Origin of the sequence: Amycolatopsis sp. 505 (assembly GCF_031625235.1) — a bacterium.
Classification (GTDB): Bacteria; Actinomycetota; Actinomycetes; order Mycobacteriales; family Pseudonocardiaceae; genus Amycolatopsis.
The window spans coordinates 217,052-237,007 of sequence record NZ_JACKQP010000003.1 but is presented as its reverse complement, the minus strand read 5'-3'; the positions used below and the strand labels follow the sequence as shown (position 1 = coordinate 237,007).

At 73.5% G+C, this 19,956-nt stretch carries 15 protein-coding genes; 6 read left to right on the top strand and 9 right to left on the bottom strand.

Going from position 1 to position 19,956, the window contains the following annotated elements; translation table 11 throughout:
- The 7 genes from H5965_RS12735 to H5965_RS12705 all read right to left on the bottom strand — a co-directional run bounded on the left by H5965_RS12735 (position 1) and on the right by H5965_RS12705 (position 9,017).
- Positions 1–927, bottom strand: coding sequence for a 3-oxoacyl-[acyl-carrier-protein] synthase III C-terminal domain-containing protein (locus H5965_RS12735; protein ID WP_310969863.1), 927 nt, complete (start codon positions 925–927; stop codon positions 1–3).
- 161 nt (positions 928–1,088) lie between these two features.
- The gene (locus tag H5965_RS12730) at positions 1,089–2,663 is read right to left on the bottom strand and encodes an RICIN domain-containing protein (RefSeq protein WP_310969862.1); all 1,575 of its coding nucleotides are present in this window, start codon (positions 2,661–2,663) and stop codon (positions 1,089–1,091) included.
- Positions 2,664–2,862: 199 nt separating this feature from the next.
- Entirely contained in the window at positions 2,863–3,312 is a 450-nt protein-coding gene (locus tag H5965_RS12725) for a MarR family transcriptional regulator (protein ID WP_310969861.1), read from the bottom strand.
- A 76-nt stretch (positions 3,313–3,388) separates the two neighbouring features.
- Positions 3,389–6,016: a LuxR C-terminal-related transcriptional regulator gene (locus H5965_RS12720; protein ID WP_310969860.1), complete on the bottom strand. Its 2,628-nt coding sequence runs from the start codon at positions 6,014–6,016 to the stop codon at positions 3,389–3,391.
- A 47-nt stretch (positions 6,017–6,063) separates the two neighbouring features.
- Positions 6,064–7,293: a hypothetical protein gene (locus H5965_RS12715; RefSeq protein ID WP_310969859.1), complete on the bottom strand. Its 1,230-nt coding sequence runs from the start codon at positions 7,291–7,293 to the stop codon at positions 6,064–6,066.
- A 131-nt stretch (positions 7,294–7,424) separates the two neighbouring features.
- The gene (locus tag H5965_RS12710) at positions 7,425–8,219 is read right to left on the bottom strand and encodes an SDR family oxidoreductase (protein ID WP_310969858.1); all 795 of its coding nucleotides are present in this window, start codon (positions 8,217–8,219) and stop codon (positions 7,425–7,427) included.
- A 3-nt stretch (positions 8,220–8,222) separates the two neighbouring features.
- Positions 8,223–9,017: an alpha/beta fold hydrolase gene (locus H5965_RS12705; protein ID WP_310969857.1), complete on the bottom strand. Its 795-nt coding sequence runs from the start codon at positions 9,015–9,017 to the stop codon at positions 8,223–8,225.
- 107 nt (positions 9,018–9,124) lie between these two features.
- On the opposite strand from H5965_RS12705, the gene H5965_RS12700 reads away from it, so the two are divergent.
- Complete coding sequence (locus H5965_RS12700) at positions 9,125–10,084, top strand: LysR family transcriptional regulator (protein ID WP_310969856.1); 960 nt, start codon at positions 9,125–9,127, stop codon at positions 10,082–10,084.
- 3 nt (positions 10,085–10,087) lie between these two features.
- Here H5965_RS12700 and H5965_RS12695 read toward each other — a convergent pair whose 3' ends face one another.
- Entirely contained in the window at positions 10,088–10,627 is a 540-nt protein-coding gene (locus tag H5965_RS12695; RefSeq protein ID WP_310969855.1) for a winged helix-turn-helix domain-containing protein, read from the bottom strand.
- A gap of 62 nt (positions 10,628–10,689) precedes the next feature.
- On the opposite strand from H5965_RS12695, the gene H5965_RS12690 reads away from it, so the two are divergent.
- Positions 10,690–11,925 (top strand): MFS transporter, encoded by a 1,236-nt coding sequence (locus tag H5965_RS12690; protein WP_310969854.1) that lies wholly within the window; start codon positions 10,690–10,692, stop codon positions 11,923–11,925.
- Here the strand turns inward: H5965_RS12690 and H5965_RS12685 are convergent.
- Positions 11,922–14,606 (bottom strand): BTAD domain-containing putative transcriptional regulator, encoded by a 2,685-nt coding sequence (locus tag H5965_RS12685; RefSeq protein ID WP_310969853.1) that lies wholly within the window; start codon positions 14,604–14,606, stop codon positions 11,922–11,924. The genes H5965_RS12690 and H5965_RS12685 overlap by 4 nt on opposite strands.
- A gap of 451 nt (positions 14,607–15,057) precedes the next feature.
- Here H5965_RS12685 and H5965_RS12680 point away from each other — a divergent pair, with 451 nt between their 5' ends.
- Genes H5965_RS12680 through H5965_RS12665 form a run of 4 tightly spaced genes read left to right on the top strand, consistent with a single transcriptional unit; the run spans position 15,058 to position 19,943 of the window.
- Positions 15,058–15,747 (top strand): response regulator transcription factor, encoded by a 690-nt coding sequence (locus H5965_RS12680; protein ID WP_310969852.1) that lies wholly within the window; start codon positions 15,058–15,060, stop codon positions 15,745–15,747.
- Positions 15,744–17,216, top strand: coding sequence for a HAMP domain-containing sensor histidine kinase (locus H5965_RS12675; RefSeq protein ID WP_310969851.1), 1,473 nt, complete (start codon positions 15,744–15,746; stop codon positions 17,214–17,216). Before H5965_RS12680 ends, H5965_RS12675 begins: the two co-directional genes overlap by 4 nt.
- Positions 17,217–17,271: 55 nt before the next feature.
- Positions 17,272–17,958 carry a DUF998 domain-containing protein gene (locus H5965_RS12670; protein ID WP_310969850.1) on the top strand — a complete coding sequence of 229 codons (687 nt, stop codon included), beginning with the start codon at positions 17,272–17,274 and terminating at the stop codon, positions 17,956–17,958.
- Positions 17,952–19,943: a glycosyltransferase gene (locus H5965_RS12665; RefSeq protein ID WP_310969849.1), complete on the top strand. Its 1,992-nt coding sequence runs from the start codon at positions 17,952–17,954 to the stop codon at positions 19,941–19,943. Before H5965_RS12670 ends, H5965_RS12665 begins: the two co-directional genes overlap by 7 nt.
- Positions 19,944–19,956: the final 13 nt, after the last annotated feature.

The window sequence follows — 19,956 nt, the reverse complement described above, 5'->3', positions numbered from 1 at the left end:
TCATTTCCGGAAGACCATGGCGGAGAACGTCGACCCCAGGCCGACGGAAATCATCAGGTAGCAGGCGCCCGGCGCGATGAGTCCGAGGCCGTTCGCGATGTGGTGATTGAGAAAGGGGTCGGCGCAGAAGCAGTGCCCGGTGAGCCCGACGTTGCGCAGGAAGATCTTCGAGCGCGGGATGCCGAGCGCCGCGCTCGCCCGCACCCAGGAGATCTTGTTGACGTTGTGCGGCAGGACGAGATCGATGTCGTCGACGCCCAGCCCGGCCGCCGCGACGGCTTCGAGCGCGACGTCGGCGACCGCGCCGGGGTAGATCTGCCGGAATTCGGCGGCCTGCTCGTCGTCGAGGATGACTTCGCCGCCCGGGCCGCCGAGCGTGGTGGTGGCGTAGCCGAGCAGCGTGTCCTGGTCCTCGCCGGGGCCGACGAGGACCGCGGCGGTGGCCTCGCCCATGATCGCGGTGTCGGGGATGACCTGCGCGGAGTGGGTGAACGCCTTTTCCCCGGTGAGGACGAGGGCGAGCGCGTCGGGATCGCCGTCGGCGGCCAGCAGCGTGCCGCAGAGGTCGACGGCGAGCAGTCCGGAGGCGCAGGCGTGGTCGGTGAGGGTGAAGAGGGCCGCGTGGGTGAGCCCGAGCGCCTCCCGCACGTCGACCATGGGGTCGACGGGGTACGGGTTCGCGGCCGGCATCGTCTTCGCGCGCACGACGTACCGCACGCGTTCTTCCCGGCCGCGGAGGGAATCGAGCTTGCTGACCGCGCCGAGCACCATGTCCGCTTCGGACTCGTCGGACCGGCAGACCCGGTCGAGGCCGTACATCCGCCGGAAGCGGCGCACCTGCCCGGCGTCGAGGCCCAGTTCGTCCTGCAGCGATTCGATCGGCACGGTCGTCGGCACGTAGGTGGACACCGCAACCAGCGAAGTCATCGCGCGGTCAACTCCCATCGGGGTTCGCCACCGGTTCTCGGACCCCCCAAGGATCGCGAGGAACGCTGACGGCCCACTGACGGCGTGCTGACCTGCGCCCGGCCGGTCGTGAGTGGTGAGGCGGGTTAGAACCCGCCTCACCACTCACGACGCGCGGGTGCTTACGGCGTCTTCGGGAACGGGAGGATGTCCCACACCCGGTCACCGGACTGCGGCGTGCAGTCGTACTGCGCGGCGGTGACGTCGTTGCCGGGGCTCGCCACCCCGGCGCAGCGGCCGGTCGCCCGGTTCTTCAGCTGGACGTGCCCGTCCGCCGCGACGACGTCCCACAGCTGGTCGGTGAACTGCGGCAGGCACTCGTACTGCAGCAGCGGCTGCCCGTTCACGTTGCCGGCGCCGTGCACGATCAGGCACTTCTTCGTGTAGTGGTTGCGCACCAGCACCCCGCCCGCCGGCTGCGGTTCGATTTCCCACGCCTGGTCCTGGAACTGGGGCAGGCAGTCGTACTGGACCGCGGGCGCGTCGTTGACGTTGTCCGCGCCACGGACGATCAGGCAGCGGCCCGAGGCGCGGTTGACGACCTGCACCGGGTCCGGCACCGGGGCGATCTCCCAGACCTGGTCGGAGTACTGCGGGAAGCACTCGTACTGGGCGGCGGGAGCCCCGTTGACGTTGTTGGCGCCGAACACGACCGCGCAGCCACCGGTCGCCCGGTTCTTGAGCTGGACACCGCCGTCGACCGGGACGATGTCCCACAGCTGGTCGGAGTACTGCGGCAGGCACTCGTACTGCTGCAGCGGCGTCCCGTTGCCACTGCCGGTCGCGTGGACGATCAGGCACCGCTTGGTGAAGTGGTTGCGCAGCAGCACCCCGCCCGCCGGCTGCGGTTCGATGTCCCACGCCTGATCGGCGTAGGCGGCCGGGCAGTCGAACTGGAACGCCGGCGCGTCGTCGACGTTGTTCGCGCCCTGGACGGCCAGGCAGCGCTGGGAGTAGTGGTTGACGAACCGGACCGACTTCGGCGTGACCTGGTCGGAGATCCAGCCCGCGAGGTCGTCGGTGCGGGCCGCGACCGCGCCCTGCCGGGTCTCGGTCACCGCGAGGCAGCCGTGCTGCCACGACCGGCTCAGGACGCCCGCGAGCTCGAGCCCGCCGTCGGTGCCCGGGCGCAGCAGCGGGCCGCCGGCGTCGCCGAGGCACGGGTCCTGGCCGGCCGGGCTGGTCACCGCGACCGTCGTCGGCGTGGTGGTGCCGAGGGTGAACGACGCGGTCGTCGCCCGGTTGGGCACCCACTCGGTCGCCGTGCGGCCGTACCCGGTGATCCGGACGGTCTCGGCGGCGGGCGGCCGGTTGCCGACCCGCAGCGGGGTGACGTCGGCAACCGGGTGGGTCAGCTTCGCCAGTGCGACGTCCCGGTCGGCGCGGGCGACCACTGTGGACACCCGGTAGGGGACGGCGGCGCGCAGGTCGGGCTGCCCGGCGTACACGGTGGTCGGCTTCGCGGGCGCGGCCGGCTGCGCGGTGGCGCCGGGGAAGCAGGCCGCCGCCGTGACGATCCACTGTGGAGCGATCAGGGCGCCGGAGCAGGCCGCGGTGTCCGTCGTGATCTTGACGGCGAACCGGTCGGCCCCGTCGGCGACCGGCTGGCCGCCGGCGAGGGCGCCGGCCGGCGACGGGACGAGCACCGCCCCGGCACAGACGACGGCGGCGACGAACGGAACACGGGATCTTCGCATGGGGTTCCCCCTGGTGGTGATGCGGAAATGAGGACGACGGCGGCGCGCGGCGGCGGTGGCGGCCGCGCCCGGCCGTCCAGGGCGGCGGACCCCACGGCAGGTCGAACTCCCAGCACTCCTGCGTCCCCCTCGCGCGCGGTAGTCCGGCTGGGGCCACGCTAGCCAAGATCGTCCGGCAAGACCACCCTCTTCCGGCGAATCAGGCGGACGGCTCCCCGAAGGCCTTCAGCAGGAGCCGGTGCAGGGTCTCCCGCTCACCGGGACTCAGCCGGGCGAGCAGCTCGCCGGTGACCGCGGTGGAGACCTCGTCGACCTTGCCGACGGTGGCCTGACCGGGCTCGGTGAGGGTCAGCACGTGCCGGCGCCGGTCCTCGGTGTCGCGCTCGCGGGACACCCAGCCGGCGGCCTCCAGCCGGTCGAGCACCTTGACCAGGTCACTGCGGTCGAAGCCGAGCCGGTCGGCCACCCGCTGCTGCGAGAGCGGCCCGGCCTCGCCGATGCAGACGAGGACGTAGTAGTCCCGCAGGGCGACCCCGTGCCCGGCCAGCGCGGTGTCGATCCGGCCGGTCCCGCTGCGGTGCAGCTGCCCCATCACATAGGTGGGCCAGCGCAGCAGGCCCCGGGGCCGCCCGGACGGCGAAGCGGACATGGCGGCGAGCATAGGGGCGGCCGCGGGCCGGCACAATTGTGGGAAGTCCCCACGGTCGGGCTCACGTCCGGCGACCTCAGCAATCCGGTTGCTGCGGGAACGACAACCCGGCGAGCCCGGTCCGGTCGGTGACCCCGAGCTTCGGGTACAGCCGGTAGAGGTGGTTGCCGACCGTCCGCACGGAGAGCACCAGCCGGTCCGCGATGTCCTGATTGGACAATCCGGCGGCGGCGAGCCGCGCGACTTCGCGTTCGCGGGTGGTCAGCTGCAGCCGGGTGATCTCCGCGACCAGCGGGGTCGTCGCCGTCTCGCAGCCGCTCAGCGTCAGCATCGCCTGGGTGTGGAGCCGCCGGCCGGTCGCGGGGTCGCCGGCCGCGCGGAACGCCCGCGCCGCCTGGGCGCAGGCCTCGGCGGCGAGCAGGTCGGTGCCCAGGTCGGCGAACCGCTGCCCGACCTCGGCGAGTGCCGCGGGATCCGGCCCGAGCATCGCGGCGACGTGGTCGGCGAAGACGCGCGGGAACTCGCTTTCGGTGTCCGCGGCCAGCTCGTGCAGGCGCTCCGCGACGTCGCCGGGGCGGCCGACGCGGGCGGCGTCGTGCAGGGCGAACGCTTCGAACACCGGCGCCCCTTGGGCGCGGCAGAACCCGGCGGCGGCCAGGGCCAGCTCGCCCGCGCGCCCGGTGTCGCCGGCCGCGGCCGCCACCCACGGCCGCGCCAGCTCGGTCCACGGCTGCAGGAGTCCTTCGGCGGGTGACCGGAGCTCGTCCGCCTGCGCCAGCGCTTCGGCGGCGGCCGCCGGGTTCCCCGCGAGGGCCTCGGCGTGGGCCGCCTCCCCGATCACGTGGGCCCGGAACATCGCCGACACCTGCTTGGCGGCGAGGGCACGGCCCTCCCGGGCCCAGCTCGCCGCGGTGCGGACCCGGCCGCGCAGGCGCGCGACCTGCGCCAGGGCGCCGCACGAGAGGATGAGCGGGAAGTCCCACTGGGTGTCGACCGCGTGCGCGTAGAACTGCTCCGCGCGCGCCCCTGCCTCGTCCAGCCGTCCGGCGAACAGGTCGGCGTAGCACCGGTACAACGCGCGCGACTCCTGGACCCAGGGGATCTGCGCGCACAGCGCCAGCTCGTCCTCGAGGTCGTCGAGCCGCTGCGCGGCCTCGGCCGAGCGACCGAGCTGGACCAGGGCCATGCCCTCGGACAGCAGCCGCTGCGCGCCGACCCGCGGGCTGAGGTCCGGCCGGGCGGCGAGGCGCGTGGTCGCCTCCAGCGACTTCCGCGGCTGCCCCGAGAGCAGGTCGAACACGCAGTGCAGGAAGTCGATCTCGTCCTGCCACGCCCGGTCGCCGAGCACCGCCCGGGTTTCCCGCAGCACCTCGTGCGCGGCGTCGATCCGGTGCAGGCCCCAGAAGAGGTTGTACGCCCGGCCGATCGCCCAGTCGCCGCGCTGACCGTCGGACATCGGCGCCCCGGCCGCCTGCGCCATGACCTCCTCGGCCTCGGCGGGCCGCCCGGTGAGAAAGAGGATCCGCCACAGCACCTCGCCTCCGGCGACGTCCGCTCCCGCGTCGAGGGCCGCGCGGGACAGCCGTTCCGCGAGGGGGAGTTCGAGCGCGGCGAACGCCTGGCGGGCCGCGGCGGTGAGCACGTCCGGCTCGATCGGCAGGGACGCGTCCAGCCGCCAGATCGCGATCCGGATCCAGTCGTCGCGCCGCCGGGCTCCGGTGGCGGCGACCGCGTCGGCGAGCTTCTGCCGGACGATCCGGGCCCGCAGCGGCGGCAGCCGCGCGCGGATCACTTCGCTGTAGAGCGGGTGCCCGGCCCGCACGTCGACGCGCCGCCCGTCCTGCCGGGTCCACAGCAGGTTCTTCGACTCCGCCGCCAGCACGGCCCGCTGGCTGGTCAGCCCGACGAGGATGTCGGCACCGACGGGTTCGCCGTAGGCGACGAACTCGAGGACTTCCTGCTCGTCCGGTTCCAGCCTGCCGATCCGCTCGGCGATGACCTCGGCGAGCCGGGGCGCCACCACCCACGGACCTGTCCACTGCCACACGCCGGCGATCTCGGTGAGCGCGCCGCTTTCGCGGCCGGCGTTCACCAGTTCGCGCAGCAGCAGCATGTTGCCGCGGGTGTGCTCGAACATCCGCCGGCTGGTCACGCCGTCGACCGGGCCGCCCAGCACCGCGGCCAGCACCTCGCGGACGTCTTCGTGCGTCATGGCCCGGATTTCCAGCCGGGCGGCCCGGTCCTCCTTCCACAGCGCGGTGATCGCCGGCGGGACGCTTTCCCCGGCCCGGACGGTCACCAGCACGAACGCCCGCCCCGCCTGGGCGAGCTGGTGGACCAGTGCGGCGGAGAGCTCGTCGAGCAGGTGCGCGTCGTCGATCCCGAGCACCAGCCGGCGGGCGCCCGCCCGGCTGGTCAGCGCGTCCGCGATCCGGCGGAGCAGTTCCGCCGGGCTGACGCTCTCCGGCACGGACGGCAGGCCCTGGGCGAGCGCTCCGAACGGGATCGACGTCATGGCCGCCGTCGCCGGAAACCACAGTCCCAGCGTCCGGCGGGGGTCGACGGCGCCGACCGCTTCGTAGGCCAGCCGCGTTTTTCCCACTCCCGCGTCGCCGACGAGAACGACGCCGTCCCGTTCCCGCATCGCGGTTTCGATCTGCCGGAGCTCGGCACTTCTGCCGACGAACGGCCACGGGCTGCTCACGACCCGCCAGCATAGCGAATCCGGGAATCGCGTTCGCGGTCAATCGGCTACGGGGTGACCGTGAATATCGTCCTGGCCCATTGGCCGCCGTCCCGGCATTGCCCGGTGACGTAATGGTCGCCCGTGCCCGCGGGAACGGTGACGGTCGCGGTGAACGTGCCGTCCGCCCGGATCGGCACCGCGGCTCCGATCGCCGCGCCGTCCCAGAGCACGTTGACGCTCCGGTCGCCGTAATCGGGGCAACCGCCGTACTGCGTGCCGTGCACCTGCACGGAACTGCCCGCGCGGCCGCGGGCCGGCGTGGTCGTCACCTGCAGCGGCGGGGTGACGGTGAACGTGCTCCGGGACCACTCGCCGCCGTCGACGCACCGGCCGTAGAGGTAGTGCGCGCCGGGGCCGGCGGACTCCGGAACGGTGAACCGCACGGCGAACCGGCCGTCCGGCCCGGCGGTGACGGTGTTCCCGGTGCCGTACCCGTCCCAGAGCACGTCGACCTTGCGGGTGCCCTCGGCCGGGCAGGCGGTGTAGCCGGTGCCGGAGAAGTTGACCGACGTCCCCGGCAGGCCCTTCGCCAGGTCCGTGGTCGTCGCGAGCCGCGGTTGCGCCGTCGTGGCACCGGTTTTCGGCGTGGTGGTGCCCGGAACCTGCCCGGTCGGCACCTGGCCACCGGTCAGCGGAGGACGCGTGCCGCCGCCCGGTGCCGGGTTTCCTCCGTCGTCACCGGTGCCGGGTGCCGGAAGGACGGGCAGGTCTTGGGTGGGCAGGACCGGGACGGAACTCGGTGCCGGCGGGACGGTCGACGTGATCGACGTGACGCCGTCCGATTTCGGCTGCGTGGCCACGGTGCCGCCGTCGTCGTGCGGGGCCAGCAGGAACACCGTTCCCCCGCAGCTGAGGGTGATGCTCAGGAACACCAGCGACAGTTTCTTGTTCCGGGAGACGACCTTCTTGATCCGGGTGAACCAGGACCGCGTCACCACGGTGCCGTTGCCGTTCAGCACGACGGCGTCCCCGTAACGGGCCTCCGCCTTCTGGTCGACATCCTGCGGCCGGTATTCGCGCAGCACCTCGGCGAGGCTCCGCGCGAATCCGGCGTCCGCGCCGGCCCGGGCCGCCAGTTCCGCGGCGAGCGTTTCTTCGCCGTCCGGATCTTTCGCGGCGGTTTCGGCGACACCGCCGAGGTGCTCTTTCACCAGATCCACCAGCCGCTGCTGGGTGTCCGTGAGCACGTCCATCGATTCCACGCCCTCGATGAACAGGCGTGCGACTTCCCCCACCTGTGATTTTTTCAGCACGGTTCCCTCGACCCCTCTCGTCCGTACGCCCCATTGTCGGCACACCACGGAGATCACTTGAGGGATCGGCATTACTCAACTCGATCGGGACCCTACTCAATTCGAATCCGGATTCAGTGAATTTCCGTCGTGTAGCCCCCGTCGATGGCGAATGTCGCGCCGGTGATGTTGCCCGCCACCCGGTCACCGGCCAGGAAGGCGACCAGGTTGGCCACCTCCGCGGGCCGGGTGAAGCGGCCGGTGACCGCGTGGGCCGCTGCTTCGTCCGCGACCGCGTCCGGGCTCGCGCCCGTCGTCGCGGCCAGGGTTTCCGCCACGCCGCCCGTGCCGAGCCACAGGTCCGTCGCGACCGGGCCCGGGTTGATCGCGTTCGCGCGGATGCCGCGGGGGCCGAACTCCTTCGACAGCGACTTCGTGAAGTTGACCAGCGCCGCTTTCGCCGCGCTGTAGTCGATCACGCCCGGGTCGGGCAGGACCGCGTTGACCGAGGCGACCGTGACGATGCTCCCCCGGCCCGCCGTCACCATCGTCGGCAGCACCGCCCGGGTGGCCCGGACCGCGCTCAGCAGGTTCAGCGTCACCGAGCGCGTCCAGTCTTCGTCGGTCACCAGCAGGAAGCCGTTCGGCCGGGGCGTGACCGCGCCGACGTTGTTGACCAGGACGTCGATGCGGCCGAACTCGGCCACCGCCAGCTCGGCCAGCCGGCCCGGGCCGTCCGTGGTGCCGAGGTCGACCGCGAGCGCGTGCGCCTTCCCCGCCTCGACGAGGGCCTCCAGACCCGGCCCCGGGACGCGCGCGCCCGCCACGACGTGCGCGCCTTCCGCGACCAGGACTTCGGTGACGGCCAGGCCGATGCCGCGGCTGGCTCCGGTGACGACCGCGACCGCGCCGTCCAGTCCGAGGTCCACCGGCTAGACCCCCTGCTCGCGCAGCCAGGCCAGGACGGCGTCGGCGACTTCGCGCCAGCCGCTGTCGATGGTCAGCGAGTGGCCGCGGCCCTCGAACTGCTTCAGCTCGGTGACGGCGGTGGAATCCCGGTACTGCTTGAACGTCGAGCGCGTGACGACGTCCGGGACCGTGTGGTCCGCCGTCCCGGATATGAGCAGGAGCGGGCCGCGGTCCGCCCGGCCGGTGTCGACCGCGGCCTGGGAGTGCAGCACGAAGTTCGCGGCCGCCGCCTGGAACAGCGGCCGGGCCGGGGACGGGATCGTCCAGCGCCGGTACAGTTCCGCCGATTCGGCGTCGCTCAGGGCGTTGCCGAAGCCGAACCGGAACTCCTTCTCGGTCAGCGACACCGCGCGGTGGAGGTTCGCCGGGTTCCCCAGCGCCGGCAGGCCCGCCCGCAGCTGCGCCAGCGGGAGCGGCAGGACGCCCTTGATCTGCGCGGGATCGATGGCGACGCCGGCCCGGCCGATCCCCTGGCCCAGCAGCTTCTCGGTGATCAGGCCGCCGAAGGAGTGCCCGATGACGACCGGCGGCCGGTCGAGGCCGGCGATGATCGCCGCGTAGTGCTCGGTGGCCTCGTCGATGGTGGTGTCCGCAACGGCCTCGGGGTTCGCCCGCGCCAGCTCGACGGTTTCGGGCTCGTGCGGCCAGCCCGGCGCCACCGGCGCGTACCCGGCCGCCCGGAAGTGGTCGATCCACGGGGTCCACGAGGTGGCGTGCAGCCACAGCCCGTGGATGAACACGACGGGGGTGCCGGCCATCGGATCCTCCAGTTCTTCGAAAGCACTGTCCCCAGCCAACCCGACCGGTGGCGCCGACGTCCAAGACCTGTTGCGCCCGGATCGATAGCCGTGGTGGCATCGTCGGCGTGGACCTCGACCTCCGGCTGGTGCGGTACTTCGTCACCGTCGCCGACGAACTGCACTTCGGCCGCGCGGCGGCGAAGCTCTTCATCAGCCAGCCGACGCTGTCGAAGCAGATCCGCAAGCTCGAAGCCGACGTCGGCGGCGCCCTGCTGGTCCGCGACAGCCGCCACGTGGCCCTCACTCCGCGCGGCGACCGGTTCCTGCACCTGGCCCGGCAGCTGCTGGCGACCGCCGACCTGATGCTGCGCGAACCCGCCCCGCACCACGTGCGGATCGCCCACATCTTCGAGCTGGACACGAGCCGGCGGGTCGCCGACGCGTTCCACACCGCCCACCCCGGCATCCGGCTCGTGCAGAGCCAGATGGACAGCGCCCGCCAGCTCACCGCGTTGCTCGAGGACCAGCTGGACGTCGCGATCATCCGCGTGACGAGCGCGCTGAAGGCGGCGAACCCGGCGGGCTGGCGGCACGAGCTGCTGCGGCTGGAGCCGTTCCGCCTGGTCGGCCGCCCGGGCGACCCCCGCCGCCCGGGGGTGTCGGTGCACGAACGTCCGATCGAGGTCTTCGCCGACGCACCCGGCACGGCGCTGTACAACGTGCACGGCCGGTACCTGAGTTCCCTGGAGCAGCACACGGGCCTGACCTTGCGCTGGCTGGGCAACCCGGGCACGTTCGACACGTGCCACGCCGCCCTCACCCGGGCACGGGACAGCGCTTACCTGCTCGAGTTCGACAGCTACGCCCGGCGGTACGCCGAGCTCGGGATCCCGGCGTACCGGCCGCAGGAGCTGGAGCCGGTGTACCCGTGGTCGCTGGCGTGGCGGGATGGCGAGCAGCCGGAGAGCGTCCGGGCGTTCCTGGACGTGGCGAGGGAGACGGCCGCGCGGCACCACTGGCTGCACCCCGAACGGGCGGACGGCGTGCCGCTGTGGGCACCACCGGAGGACCTCGCCGTCGCGTGACGGCTACTCCGCCAGGCGGTGCAGCACGATCATGCCGCCGTACGCGGGCTCGCCGGAGCGTTCGGTGTCCGTGGACACGTACCGCTCGACGAGCGCGACGATGCCGCGCTCCAGTTCCGCCGCGTCCTCGGCGGACAGGTGGACGGCGAACCGCATGAAGGTGCGCACCGCGTCGGGACCCGCTGCGCGCAGCTCGTCCTGGATCGCTTCGATCGGCGCCAAGGCGGCGTCGAATTCGGTGTTCGGCGGGTCGTCCAGCCACCACGAGCGCGCCTTGGCGCGGTAGGGCTTCTCCAGCGCGCCGCTGTCGCCGGTGCGGACCGGGGCCGGCTCGAGCAGGCCCGCCTCGAGCAGCTGACGGACGTGGTACAGGACCGTCCCGGGGTCGCGGTCCAGCCGGTCGGCCAGCTGCTTGTTGGTCAGCTCGCCCTGCCAGCACAGCCGCAGGATGCGCAGCCGCAGCGGGTGGGCCAGGGCCTTGGCCTCGCCGACCGTGGCCTCGCGCCGCGGCATCGACGAGGACGCACCGTCGTGATCAGCCATGGGCGCAGGCTAGTGCATCCCCATCGATGGACTTTTCTCCATCGATGTGAAATCCTCCACCAATGCGGACATCGCTGGGCGGCAGGTACTGGCGGCTGTGGACGTCGGCCGCCCTGTCCAACCTCGCGGACGGAATCCTCAAGTTCGCGCTGCCGCTGCTGGCGATCGGCTACACGCGCTCGCCGACGCTGGTCGCCGGGCTGACGCTGGCCTTCACCCTGCCGTGGCTGCTCTGCGCGCTACCGGCCGGCGCGATCGCCGACCGCCACGACCGGCGCGCCCTGATGCTGCTGGCGAACGTCATCCGCGCGACCTTGCTCGCCGGACTCCTCGTGGCCGTGCTGCTCGACGCCGGTTCGATCTGGCTGCTGTACGTCGCGGCACTCGGCACCGGCATCGCGGAAACCTGCTACGACACCGCGTCCCAGGCGATCGTGCCGCAGCTGGTCGGGCGCGAGCAGCTGCCGAGAGCGAACAGCCGGCTGTACGCGGCCGAGACGACGGCGCTGGAGCTCGCCGGGCCCCCGGTGGCCGGGCTGCTCGTCGCCACCGCGGCCGCCCTGGCGCTCGGGACGCCGATCGCCCTCTGGGCGGTGGCGGTCGTCGTCCTGGTGTCCGTCCGCGGCTCGTTCCGGGTGGCGGGCACCGATCGGCGCCCGGTGCTGCGCACCGAGATCGCCGAGGGACTGCGGTTCGTGTGGCGCACCGGCATCCTGCGCACGTTCACGGTGATGACCGGTGTCTTCAACTTCGCCAGCAGCGCGATCCAGGCCGTGCTCGTCCTGTACGCCGTCGGCCCGGGATCGGCGATGGGCCTGTCGGAGGAAGGCTTCGGCTGGCTGGTGAGCCTGGTCGCCGCCGGCGCCCTCGCCGGTTCCTTCTTCGCCGAGCGGATCGAGCGCGCGCTGGGCACGGCACGCGCGATCGGCATCACCTTCTTCGCCGGGGCCGCGTCCCTGGGGGTGCCGGCGGTGACGGCCGATCCGGTGCTCGTCGGGGCGGCCTTCTTCGTTTCCGGTGTCGCCCTCATCGTCTCCAACGTCACGACGGTCTCCCTGCGCCAGCGGATCACCCCGGACCGGCTGCTCGGGCGGACCAACAGTTCCCACCGCCTGGTGGCGTACGGCACGAAGCCCCTCGGCGCGCTGGCGGGCGGGCTGCTCGCCCAGTTCTCCAGCCTGCCCACGGTGTTCGCGGTGATGAGCGTGCTGGCCATGTCGACCGCCTTCGGCGCGACGAAAGTGACCGCCAGCGCCGTGGCCGAAGCCGAACGCGACGCCTCGCGCAGCCCGGTCTAGCCGTCGCCGGCCGCCAAGCGTTCCTGGACCCGCGCGTGGCGGAACTGGTAGACACCGCCGGCCTGACGCAGCACTCCGCGCCGGTGGGCGTCGTCGAGGAAGTGCATCAGGCGCCACGGGAGGCGGCCCGTGGCCGCGAGCCACACGTGGTGGACGAAGTAGTTGCCCCAGGCCCGGGTCACCAGCACCGCCAGCCCGATGCCCACGCCGAAGCACACGCCGACCACGAACGGGGCCACCGGGTTCGTCGCCGCCGGGAACACCTGGCCGCCCGCCAGCGCGCCCGCCACGCCGTAGCAGACCGCCGCCACGCCGCGGGCCATGAAGAAGCCGAACGCCGCGCCCGCGATCCCGCCGGCCACGGCCAGCGCCAGGTCGTAACGGCCGCCCAGCACCGGGAGGAACCGCGTCTGGGCGGTGAACGCGAACGCCATCCCGTCGAACAGCCCGAGCGACACCAGGAACGACACCGACAACGCGATCGCGCCCGTCCGTTCGTTGCGCAGGATCGTCCGCGGGCTCGCCACGCGGCTGGCGTCGACCGGCTTCGCCAGCCACACGTGTACCGCGAACACCAGGCCGAACACCAGCGCCAGGAAGACGACCAGGCCGGCCGCCAGCGACCAGCCGAGGCCGAGCAGGACACCCACCGCGGCCCCGATCGCGAAGCGGCCGGCGAACTTCCCGGCCGCCCCGGCGAAGCGCAGTTCCGTGCGCAGCGGCTCCGGCGGGCGGCCGAAGCGGTGCGTCAGATAGGCGGCGCCCCCGAAGGACAGGCCGTAGATCGCCGCCAGCACCGGGCCGTCGTCGACCCAGCCGGTGACCACGAAGAACAACGCGATCAGCACGCCGATCAGGCCCGAGCGGGTGCCGACCGGCACCGCGCGGTACAGCTGCCACCAGGCGAGGTCGCGGCTGCGCGCGCGTTCGAGGTGGCGGGCCAGGAACCCGAGCCAGCGGGTCGCCTGCTCGGCGGAGTAGCGCCCGGACGGGCTCGTCTTCGGGTTCCGGCCCGGCGGCTGCGGGACCTGCGCGTAGGCGTTGGGCACGAACGAGTCGAGGAGCTGTCCTTCGAGGACTCCGGCGTCTTCGGCGGCGAGCAGCTCCGCGGGATCGGCGGGCGGGCGGCCGTAGCCGATCCGCGCGAGGTCGACCATCAACGGCGTCCGCAACACCCGGGCCAGTGCCGAATCCGGCTCGCGCCGCAGCCGGTCGGCGACCGGCCGCCAGCGGTCTTCGCCCTGCCGCGCCGCCAGGTAGGTGATCGCCTCCTGGCGGGCGACGGGTTCGAGCCGCACCACGGTCGCGGCGCTCAGCACCGCGCCGGACTCACGGGTCGCCTGCTCGTACTCGGCCGAGCGGCAGGTCAGCACCAGCGAGCGTCCGGCGCCCATGGTCTGGTCGAGCGCGTCGAGCGCCGCGACGCGCAGGTCGGCCGGCATCTCGTCGAGGCCGTCGAGGACCGGGACGACGTGGCCGCCGAGGACGAGCCGGGTCGGGGCGTCGGTCCCGTACTCGCGGGCGGTGAGCAGCGCCGGGTGGTTCTCGGCGAGCCGGGCCGCCAGCCACCGGTCGAGGTGCTCGCGCCGCGGGTCCCACGAGGCCAGCGACAACAGGACGGGGACGGGAGCGTCCGGGGCGCGGGTGCGCAGCAGTTCCAGCGTCAGCATCAGGGCCAGCACGGACTTGCCGGAGCCGGGATCGCCGAGCACCACCAGCTGCCGCACGGGCAGCGCGGTGAACGTCGCCGCGATGTCGTCGAGATCGCCCCGCGGCTTCCCGGCGGGCGCGGCCGACGACCAGCGCAGCATGATCGGCTGCGGCCGGTGCAGCGAACGCAGCTCGGCTTCGGCGCGCCACTGCCACGTGACGGCTTCGGCCAGCTCGGTGACGGCCCGGTCGAACCGGTGCTGCGGCGGCACTTCCGGCTCGGGCTCTTCGGCGCTGGGCGCCGACTCGGCGAGGATCCGGTCGTGGAGCCGCCGCAGGTCGGGGTTCGGGTCGACGCCGAGTTCGTCGGCCAGCCGCCGGCGCAGGCCGTGGAACAGCGTCGAAGCTTCGGCGTAGCGGCCCTCCTTCGCGAGGGCGCGCATGAGAAGCAGGTGGGACAGCTCGCGCGTCGGGTGCTCGCCGCAGAACTCGGTCAGCTCGCGGACGACTTCGGCCGTTTCACCGAGCCGCAGCCGCCATTCGGCGCAGAGTTCGACGGCTTCGGCGCGTTGTTCGTCGAGCAGCGCGGCCCGGCCGGCGAGCGTGGTGGTCCGCAGCCCGTCGAGCGCCGGGCCGCGCCACAGGGCGAGCGCGGCGCGGATTTCCTCGACGGCGTCGACGAGTTTGGCCTGCCCGGCGAGTCCCCGGGCGGCCGCGACGTGCCGGCGGAAGCGGAGGGCGTCGAGGTCGTCGCCGTCGATCTGCAGGCGGTAGCCGGGCCCGTCGGTGACGATCGCCCCGCCGAGCTCGCCGAGCCGGCCCCGCAGCGCGGAAACGCAGTTGCGCACCTGCTTCACGGCGGTCGCCGGCGGCTCGTCCTCCCAGAGCGCGTCGATCATGCGCTCCACCGGGACGACGGCGCCGGCGTTGAGCAGCAGCACGGCGAGCGCGCGCTGCTGCCGCGGGCTCGCCAGGGTGATTCGGCTCCCGTACGCCTGCACTTCGAGCGTCCCGAGAATCCGGAACCTCATCGCCACCCCCTGCTCGTCGGACCGGCCGGTTCGCCGAACGCGCAGGTCGAAGCGGCGAATGCCGGCGCGAGGACGAAACGAGGACGGCGTCGGAAACCCTAGGGCCACGGCGAAAGAGGGGGAATGCCGGGGCGACCCGGTGGCGGGCGCGTCGTTGGGGGTCGCGCCCTCCGCCGGGACAGCCGGTCGCTGCAGGCCCGATCCCGCGCTCACCGGCGGCGGGTGCGTCGTCGGGGGACGCGCCCGCCGCCGAGACCACCCGGCCTCGGTCCCGCCCCGCCGCGCTCCGAAGGCACGCGGGAACTCGGCGGGAATCCGGCTCGTTGAACGGGCGAGCGGTGACGGGTGACCGTCGTGTGCGTCGCCGGCTTCGCCGCCGCGGCCCTGGTTCTTAGCCGTTTCTTAAAACCCCGCCTGGCGACCGTTCCCGCCGCCTCGGAGAATCGGCAGGGTGCTGATCGTGATCGCCGACGACGAGGATGCCGTGTGCGACTCCCTGTCGCGCACCCTGCGCTTCGAGGGCTATGCCGTCGAAGTCGCCAAGGACGGGCAAGCCGCTCTCGACGTCATCCGGGAGCGCGAACCCGACGGGGTCATCCTCGACGTCACCATGCCTGTGCTCGACGGCCTGGAAACCTGCCGGCGGCTGCGGGCGGCCGGGAACCTCGTGCCCGTCCTCATGCTCACCGCGCGCGGGGACGTCACCGCGCGGGTCGCCGGCCTCGACGCCGGGGCCGATGACTACCTCGCCAAGCCCTTCTCCCTCCAGGAACTGCTCGCCCGGGTGCGGGCCCTGCTGCGGCGCGCGCGGTACGAAGCCGTCCCCGAAGCCCCCGCCGATCTCCGCTTCGGGGATCTCGCGCTCAACCCGGCCACGCGGGAAGTCGTGCGCGCGGGCCGTCCGGTGCGGCTGACGCGCACCGAATTCGCCATCCTCGAACTCTTCCTGCGCCACCCGCGGCAGGTGCTCACCCGGACCGTCCTGTTCGAGCACGTCTGGGGCTTCGACTTCGGCAACAGCTCCAACAGCCTCGACGTCTACCTCGGCTACCTGCGCAAGAAACTCGAAGCCGAGGGCGCCGCCCGGCTGCTGCACACCGTCCGCGGCGTCGGCTACGTCCTGCGCGAGGACCCGGTGTGAGGCTGCTGCGCGGCCTGGGACGGCGCAAGCTCACCCTGCGCGCGCGGGTCGCGATGCTCTCCACGCTCGGCGTCGCGTTCGCCGTGGTCGTCGTGTCGCTCGCGGGCTGGTGGCTGATGCACGGCCGGATGTACGACAACCTGGACCTCCGGATGCGCGCCGACACGGCCGAAGCGGTGCGGGCGGCGACACCGGAGGACGCGCTGCGCGCCCTGCACGGCGCCGACGAGCTGCCGGGCGACTGGTCGGACGACGACCTGCCGTCCGAAATCCGGCAGCTGCTCGTCGTGGCCGGCACGCCGCCGCCGTTCGTCGTCCGGTTCCTCGACGGCCAGGGGCAGCCGGTGGCGGCCACCGCGGGAGCCGAGTGGCTGGGACCGGTGACGTCGCCGGCCGCCCGCGTCGCGGAGCGCGGGAGCGGCCAGGACCTCGCCGACGCCGGGCCCGAAGACGACGAGACGGTCTACCGCGTGAGCACCGTGCCCCGGCCCGGCGGCGGCGCGGTGCAGGTCGCCAGCCGGGTCATCGGCATCGAAGGGACGCTCGACGACCTCCGCGTGCTGCTCACCTGGATCGGCCTCGCCGGCACCGCCCTCGCCGGCGTGGTCGGCTGGGGCGTCGCGCGGGCGGGCCTGGGCCCGGTCCACCGGCTCACCGGGGCCGTCGAGAAGGTGGCCGAGACGCAGGACCTGGACAGCTCGATCCCGGTGGCCGGCCACGACGAAATCGCCCGGCTCGCCACCGCGGTCAACCACCTGCTGACCGCGCTCGCGGCGTCGAAAGCCGCCCAGCAGCAGCTCGTCCAGGACGCCGGCCACGAGCTGCGGACCCCGCTGACCAGCCTGCGCACCAACGTCGAACTGCTCACCTACGCCGAGGAGCAACGCGCCTCCGGCCGGGTCCTCGCCCCCGACGACCGCGCCCGGCTGCTGCGGGACCTCGGGGTGCAGGCCGAAGAGCTGACCACGCTCACCACCGAGCTGGTGGAACTGGCCGCGGAGAACACCGACCCCGAGCCGTTCGGTCCGCTGGACCTGGCCGACGTCGTCCACAGTGCCGTCATCCGGGCGCGGGCCCGCTGGCCGCAGGTCGTCTTCGCCGTCTCGACCGCCCCGGCGAGTCTCACGGGCCAGGCGGGCGGGCTGTCCCGTGTGGTGCTGAACCTGCTCGACAACGCGGCCAAATGGAGTCCCCCGGGCGGGACCGTCCGGGTCAGCCTGTCCACCTCGGACGGTCACGCCGACCTGGCGGTCACCGACGAAGGGCCGGGCATCGACGAACAGGACCGGCCCAAGGTCTTCGAGCGCTTCTACCGCGCCACCGCGGCCCGGTCGATGCCGGGCTCGGGCCTCGGGCTGGCCATCGTGGCCCAGATCGTCCAAGCACACGCCGGCACCGTCGCCGCCGGCGCGGCTCCCGGCGGCGGCGCCGAACTCCGCGTCCGGCTGAAGAGCGACCGCGTTTCTTAACCGGCCCAGCGGCGGCTCTTAAGGTTCTTTCATCCGCGGACCCGAACTTCGAATCGTGTCCTCCGTCGAAACGATCCGTCCCGCGCCGCCCACGGCGGCGGGGCCGCGCCAGGCCCGGGTCTGGGCCGCCGCCGCCATCGGGTGCTTCGGGCTGTGCGTCGCCACCGCCCTTCTGCTGCACGTCACCCAAGCCGTCGATCCCGTCCGGCAGGTGATCAGCGACTACGCCCTCTCCCCCGCCGCCGACGGGTTCGGGGTCTGCGTGCTCACCCTGGCCGGCGGGACCGGGTTCCTGCTCGTCGGGCTCGGGAAAGCCGGGCTGCCCGTGTCCCGGCCCGTCGTCGCGCTGGCCGGGTGCTGGGGTGGCGGGCTGACGCTCTGCGCCTTCTTCCCCACCATCCCGACCGGCGCGCCGATGACGCTCTCCGCCGAGATCCACCGCTTCGCGGGCCTCGTCCTGTTCCTCAGCCTGCCCGCCGCGGCCGGGCTGCTCGCCCGGGACGCCGCCGGCCACCCGGTACACCACACCCTCGCCGTCCGGCTGCGGCGGCACACCGACTGGGCGTGGGCCGCCCTCACGGTCTTCCTGCTCAGCCAGCTCCCGGTGCTGCTCGCGCCGCCGCGCGGGTTCGACGGCCCGCTGTTCCAAGGGCTCGCCGAGCGGCTCGTCTTCGTCGTCTACCTCGTCCTGCTCGGCGAGCCGGCCCTCGCCGTCCTGCGTTCCGGGAGGAAATCGTGCTGACCCTCGCCATCGTTCTCGCCGCCGCCGGCGCGTGCTGCTTCGCCGGTACCGTCCACCTCCAGCACCGGGCCGTCCGCGGGGCGACCGCGGGTCCGGCGTTGCGGCTGTCCGGGATCCGGGCCATCCTGCGCACCCCCGGCTGGTACGCCGGGATCGGGCTCGCCGGTCTCGGTGCCGCCTTGCACGTCCTCGCGCTCACCCTGGCCCCGCTCGCCGTCGTGCAGCCGATCGGCGTGCTCACCCTGGTGCTTACCGTCCTGCTGGCGCGCACCCCGCTCACCCGGACCGTGCTCGCCGCGCTGGCGATGAGCGTCGCCGGGCTCGCGGGGTTCGTCGCGCTCTCCGCCACGGCCGCGAACACCGCCCTGCCGGCCCCCGACCTCGCGACCGCTCAGTGGGCGCTGCCGGTCGCGGCCGGGCTGGCCGTGGCCGCCCGGTACACCCGCGGCCGGACGCGGTCCCTGCTGTCCGCGCTCGGCACGGCGGTGCTCTTCGGGTTCACCTCGGCGCTGATCCGGGCGGCGACCGTCGCCCCGTTCTCCCTCCTCGTCATCGCCGAAGCCGTGGCGGCGACGCTCGCCGGGGCGTGGCTGCTGCACCAGGCCTACGCCAGCGGACCCGCGCCGATCGTGGCCGGTGTGACCACCATCGTCGACCCGCTCAGCGCGGTCCTCATCGGCGTTTTCGCGTACGGGGAACTGACTCCGGGCCAGCTCGCCGGCGTGGCCGTGCCCGGCTTGATCGCCGTGGGCGGACTCGTGCTCCTGACCCGCGAACTGCCGTCGCCCGCCGCGCCCGCACGCCGGGTGCGGCGCGAGGGGCCGCTGCGCATCGCGATCACCGCGGACACCTACCCGCCCGATGTCAACGGCGCCGCCAACTTCGCCGCCCGCCTGGCGTCCGGGCTGGCCGCCCGCGGGCACGACGTCCACGTCCTCTGCCCGTCGCCCACCAGCGAAGACTGCACCGAAACGGCGGCCGGGGTCACCGTCCACCGGCTCGGTTCGGTGCGCACGCCGTTCCACCCGACGTTCCGCGTCTGCCCGCCGTGGCGGACCGCGAAGGCCGTGCCGGCCCTGCTCGCCGGGATCGACCCCGACGTCGTGCACACCCAGGCGCACTTCCTGGTCGGCCGCAGCGCGGTCCGCGCCGCCACCGCGGCCGGCGTCCCGGTGGTCGCCACCAACCACTTCATGCCGGAGAACCTGCTCGGGTACGGCCCGCTGCCGCGCTGGACGCACCGCCCGCTCATCCGGCTGGCGTGGCGCGACCTCGCCCGGGTCTTCGGCCGCGCCACCGTCTGCACCACCCCCACCCCGCGCGCGGCCCAGCTGCTCGAACAGAACGGCCTGCACCGGCCCGTGCTGGCGATCTCCTGCGGGATCGACCGCGCGCACTACGCCGGCCCGCCCGACGAGCCCGCCGAGGCGCCGAACGTGCTCTTCGTGGGCCGGCTGGACGCGGAAAAGAACGTCCACGAGCTCCTGGAGGCGGCCGTCTTCCTGCCCCCGGACGTCCGGGTCGAGCTCGTCGGCGACGGCAGCGAACGCGGACGGCTCGAGGCGCTCGCGAAGCGGCTGGGCCTCACGGACCGGGTGACCTTCCACGGCTTCGTCCCGGACGAAGACCTGGTCCGGGCCTACCGGCGGTGCACCGTCTTCTGCATGCCGGGCACCGCCGAACTGCAGAGCCTCGTCACCATGGAGGCGATGGCCGCGGGCAAACCGGTGGTGGCCGCGGACGCGATGGCGCTGCCCCACCTCGTCCGGCCGGGCCGCAACGGCTGGCTCTACCCGCCCGGCGACGTCGCGGCGCTGGCCGGGCGGCTCACCGCGGTGCTGACCGACGCGCCGGCCCGGACCGCGATGGGCCGGGCCGGCCTCGAGCTGATCGCCGCCCACGACCTGGATTCCACATTGGACACCTTCGAAGGGGTCTACCTCGACGTGACCGTCCGCCCGGAGGCCGTCGCGCTGCGGGGCTGAGCACGGCAAAAAT

Excerpts from the sequence above, each read along its gene's own strand:
- H5965_RS12725 (WP_310969861.1), bottom strand. The coding sequence starts at position 3,312 with ATGTCCGCTTCGCCGTCCGGGCGGCCCCGGGGCCTGCTGCGCTGGCCC.
- H5965_RS12685 (WP_310969853.1), bottom strand. The coding sequence starts at position 14,606 with ATGAGGTTCCGGATTCTCGGGACGCTCGAAGTGCAGGCGTACGGGAGC.
- H5965_RS12735 (WP_310969863.1), bottom strand. The coding sequence starts at position 927 with ATGACTTCGCTGGTTGCGGTGTCCACCTACGTGCCGACGACCGTGCCG.
- H5965_RS12690 (WP_310969854.1), top strand. The coding sequence starts at position 10,690 with ATGCGGACATCGCTGGGCGGCAGGTACTGGCGGCTGTGGACGTCGGCC.
- H5965_RS12695 (WP_310969855.1), bottom strand. The coding sequence starts at position 10,627 with ATGGCTGATCACGACGGTGCGTCCTCGTCGATGCCGCGGCGCGAGGCC.
- H5965_RS12705 (WP_310969857.1), bottom strand. The coding sequence starts at position 9,017 with ATGGCCGGCACCCCCGTCGTGTTCATCCACGGGCTGTGGCTGCACGCC.
- H5965_RS12730 (WP_310969862.1), bottom strand. The coding sequence starts at position 2,663 with ATGCGAAGATCCCGTGTTCCGTTCGTCGCCGCCGTCGTCTGTGCCGGG.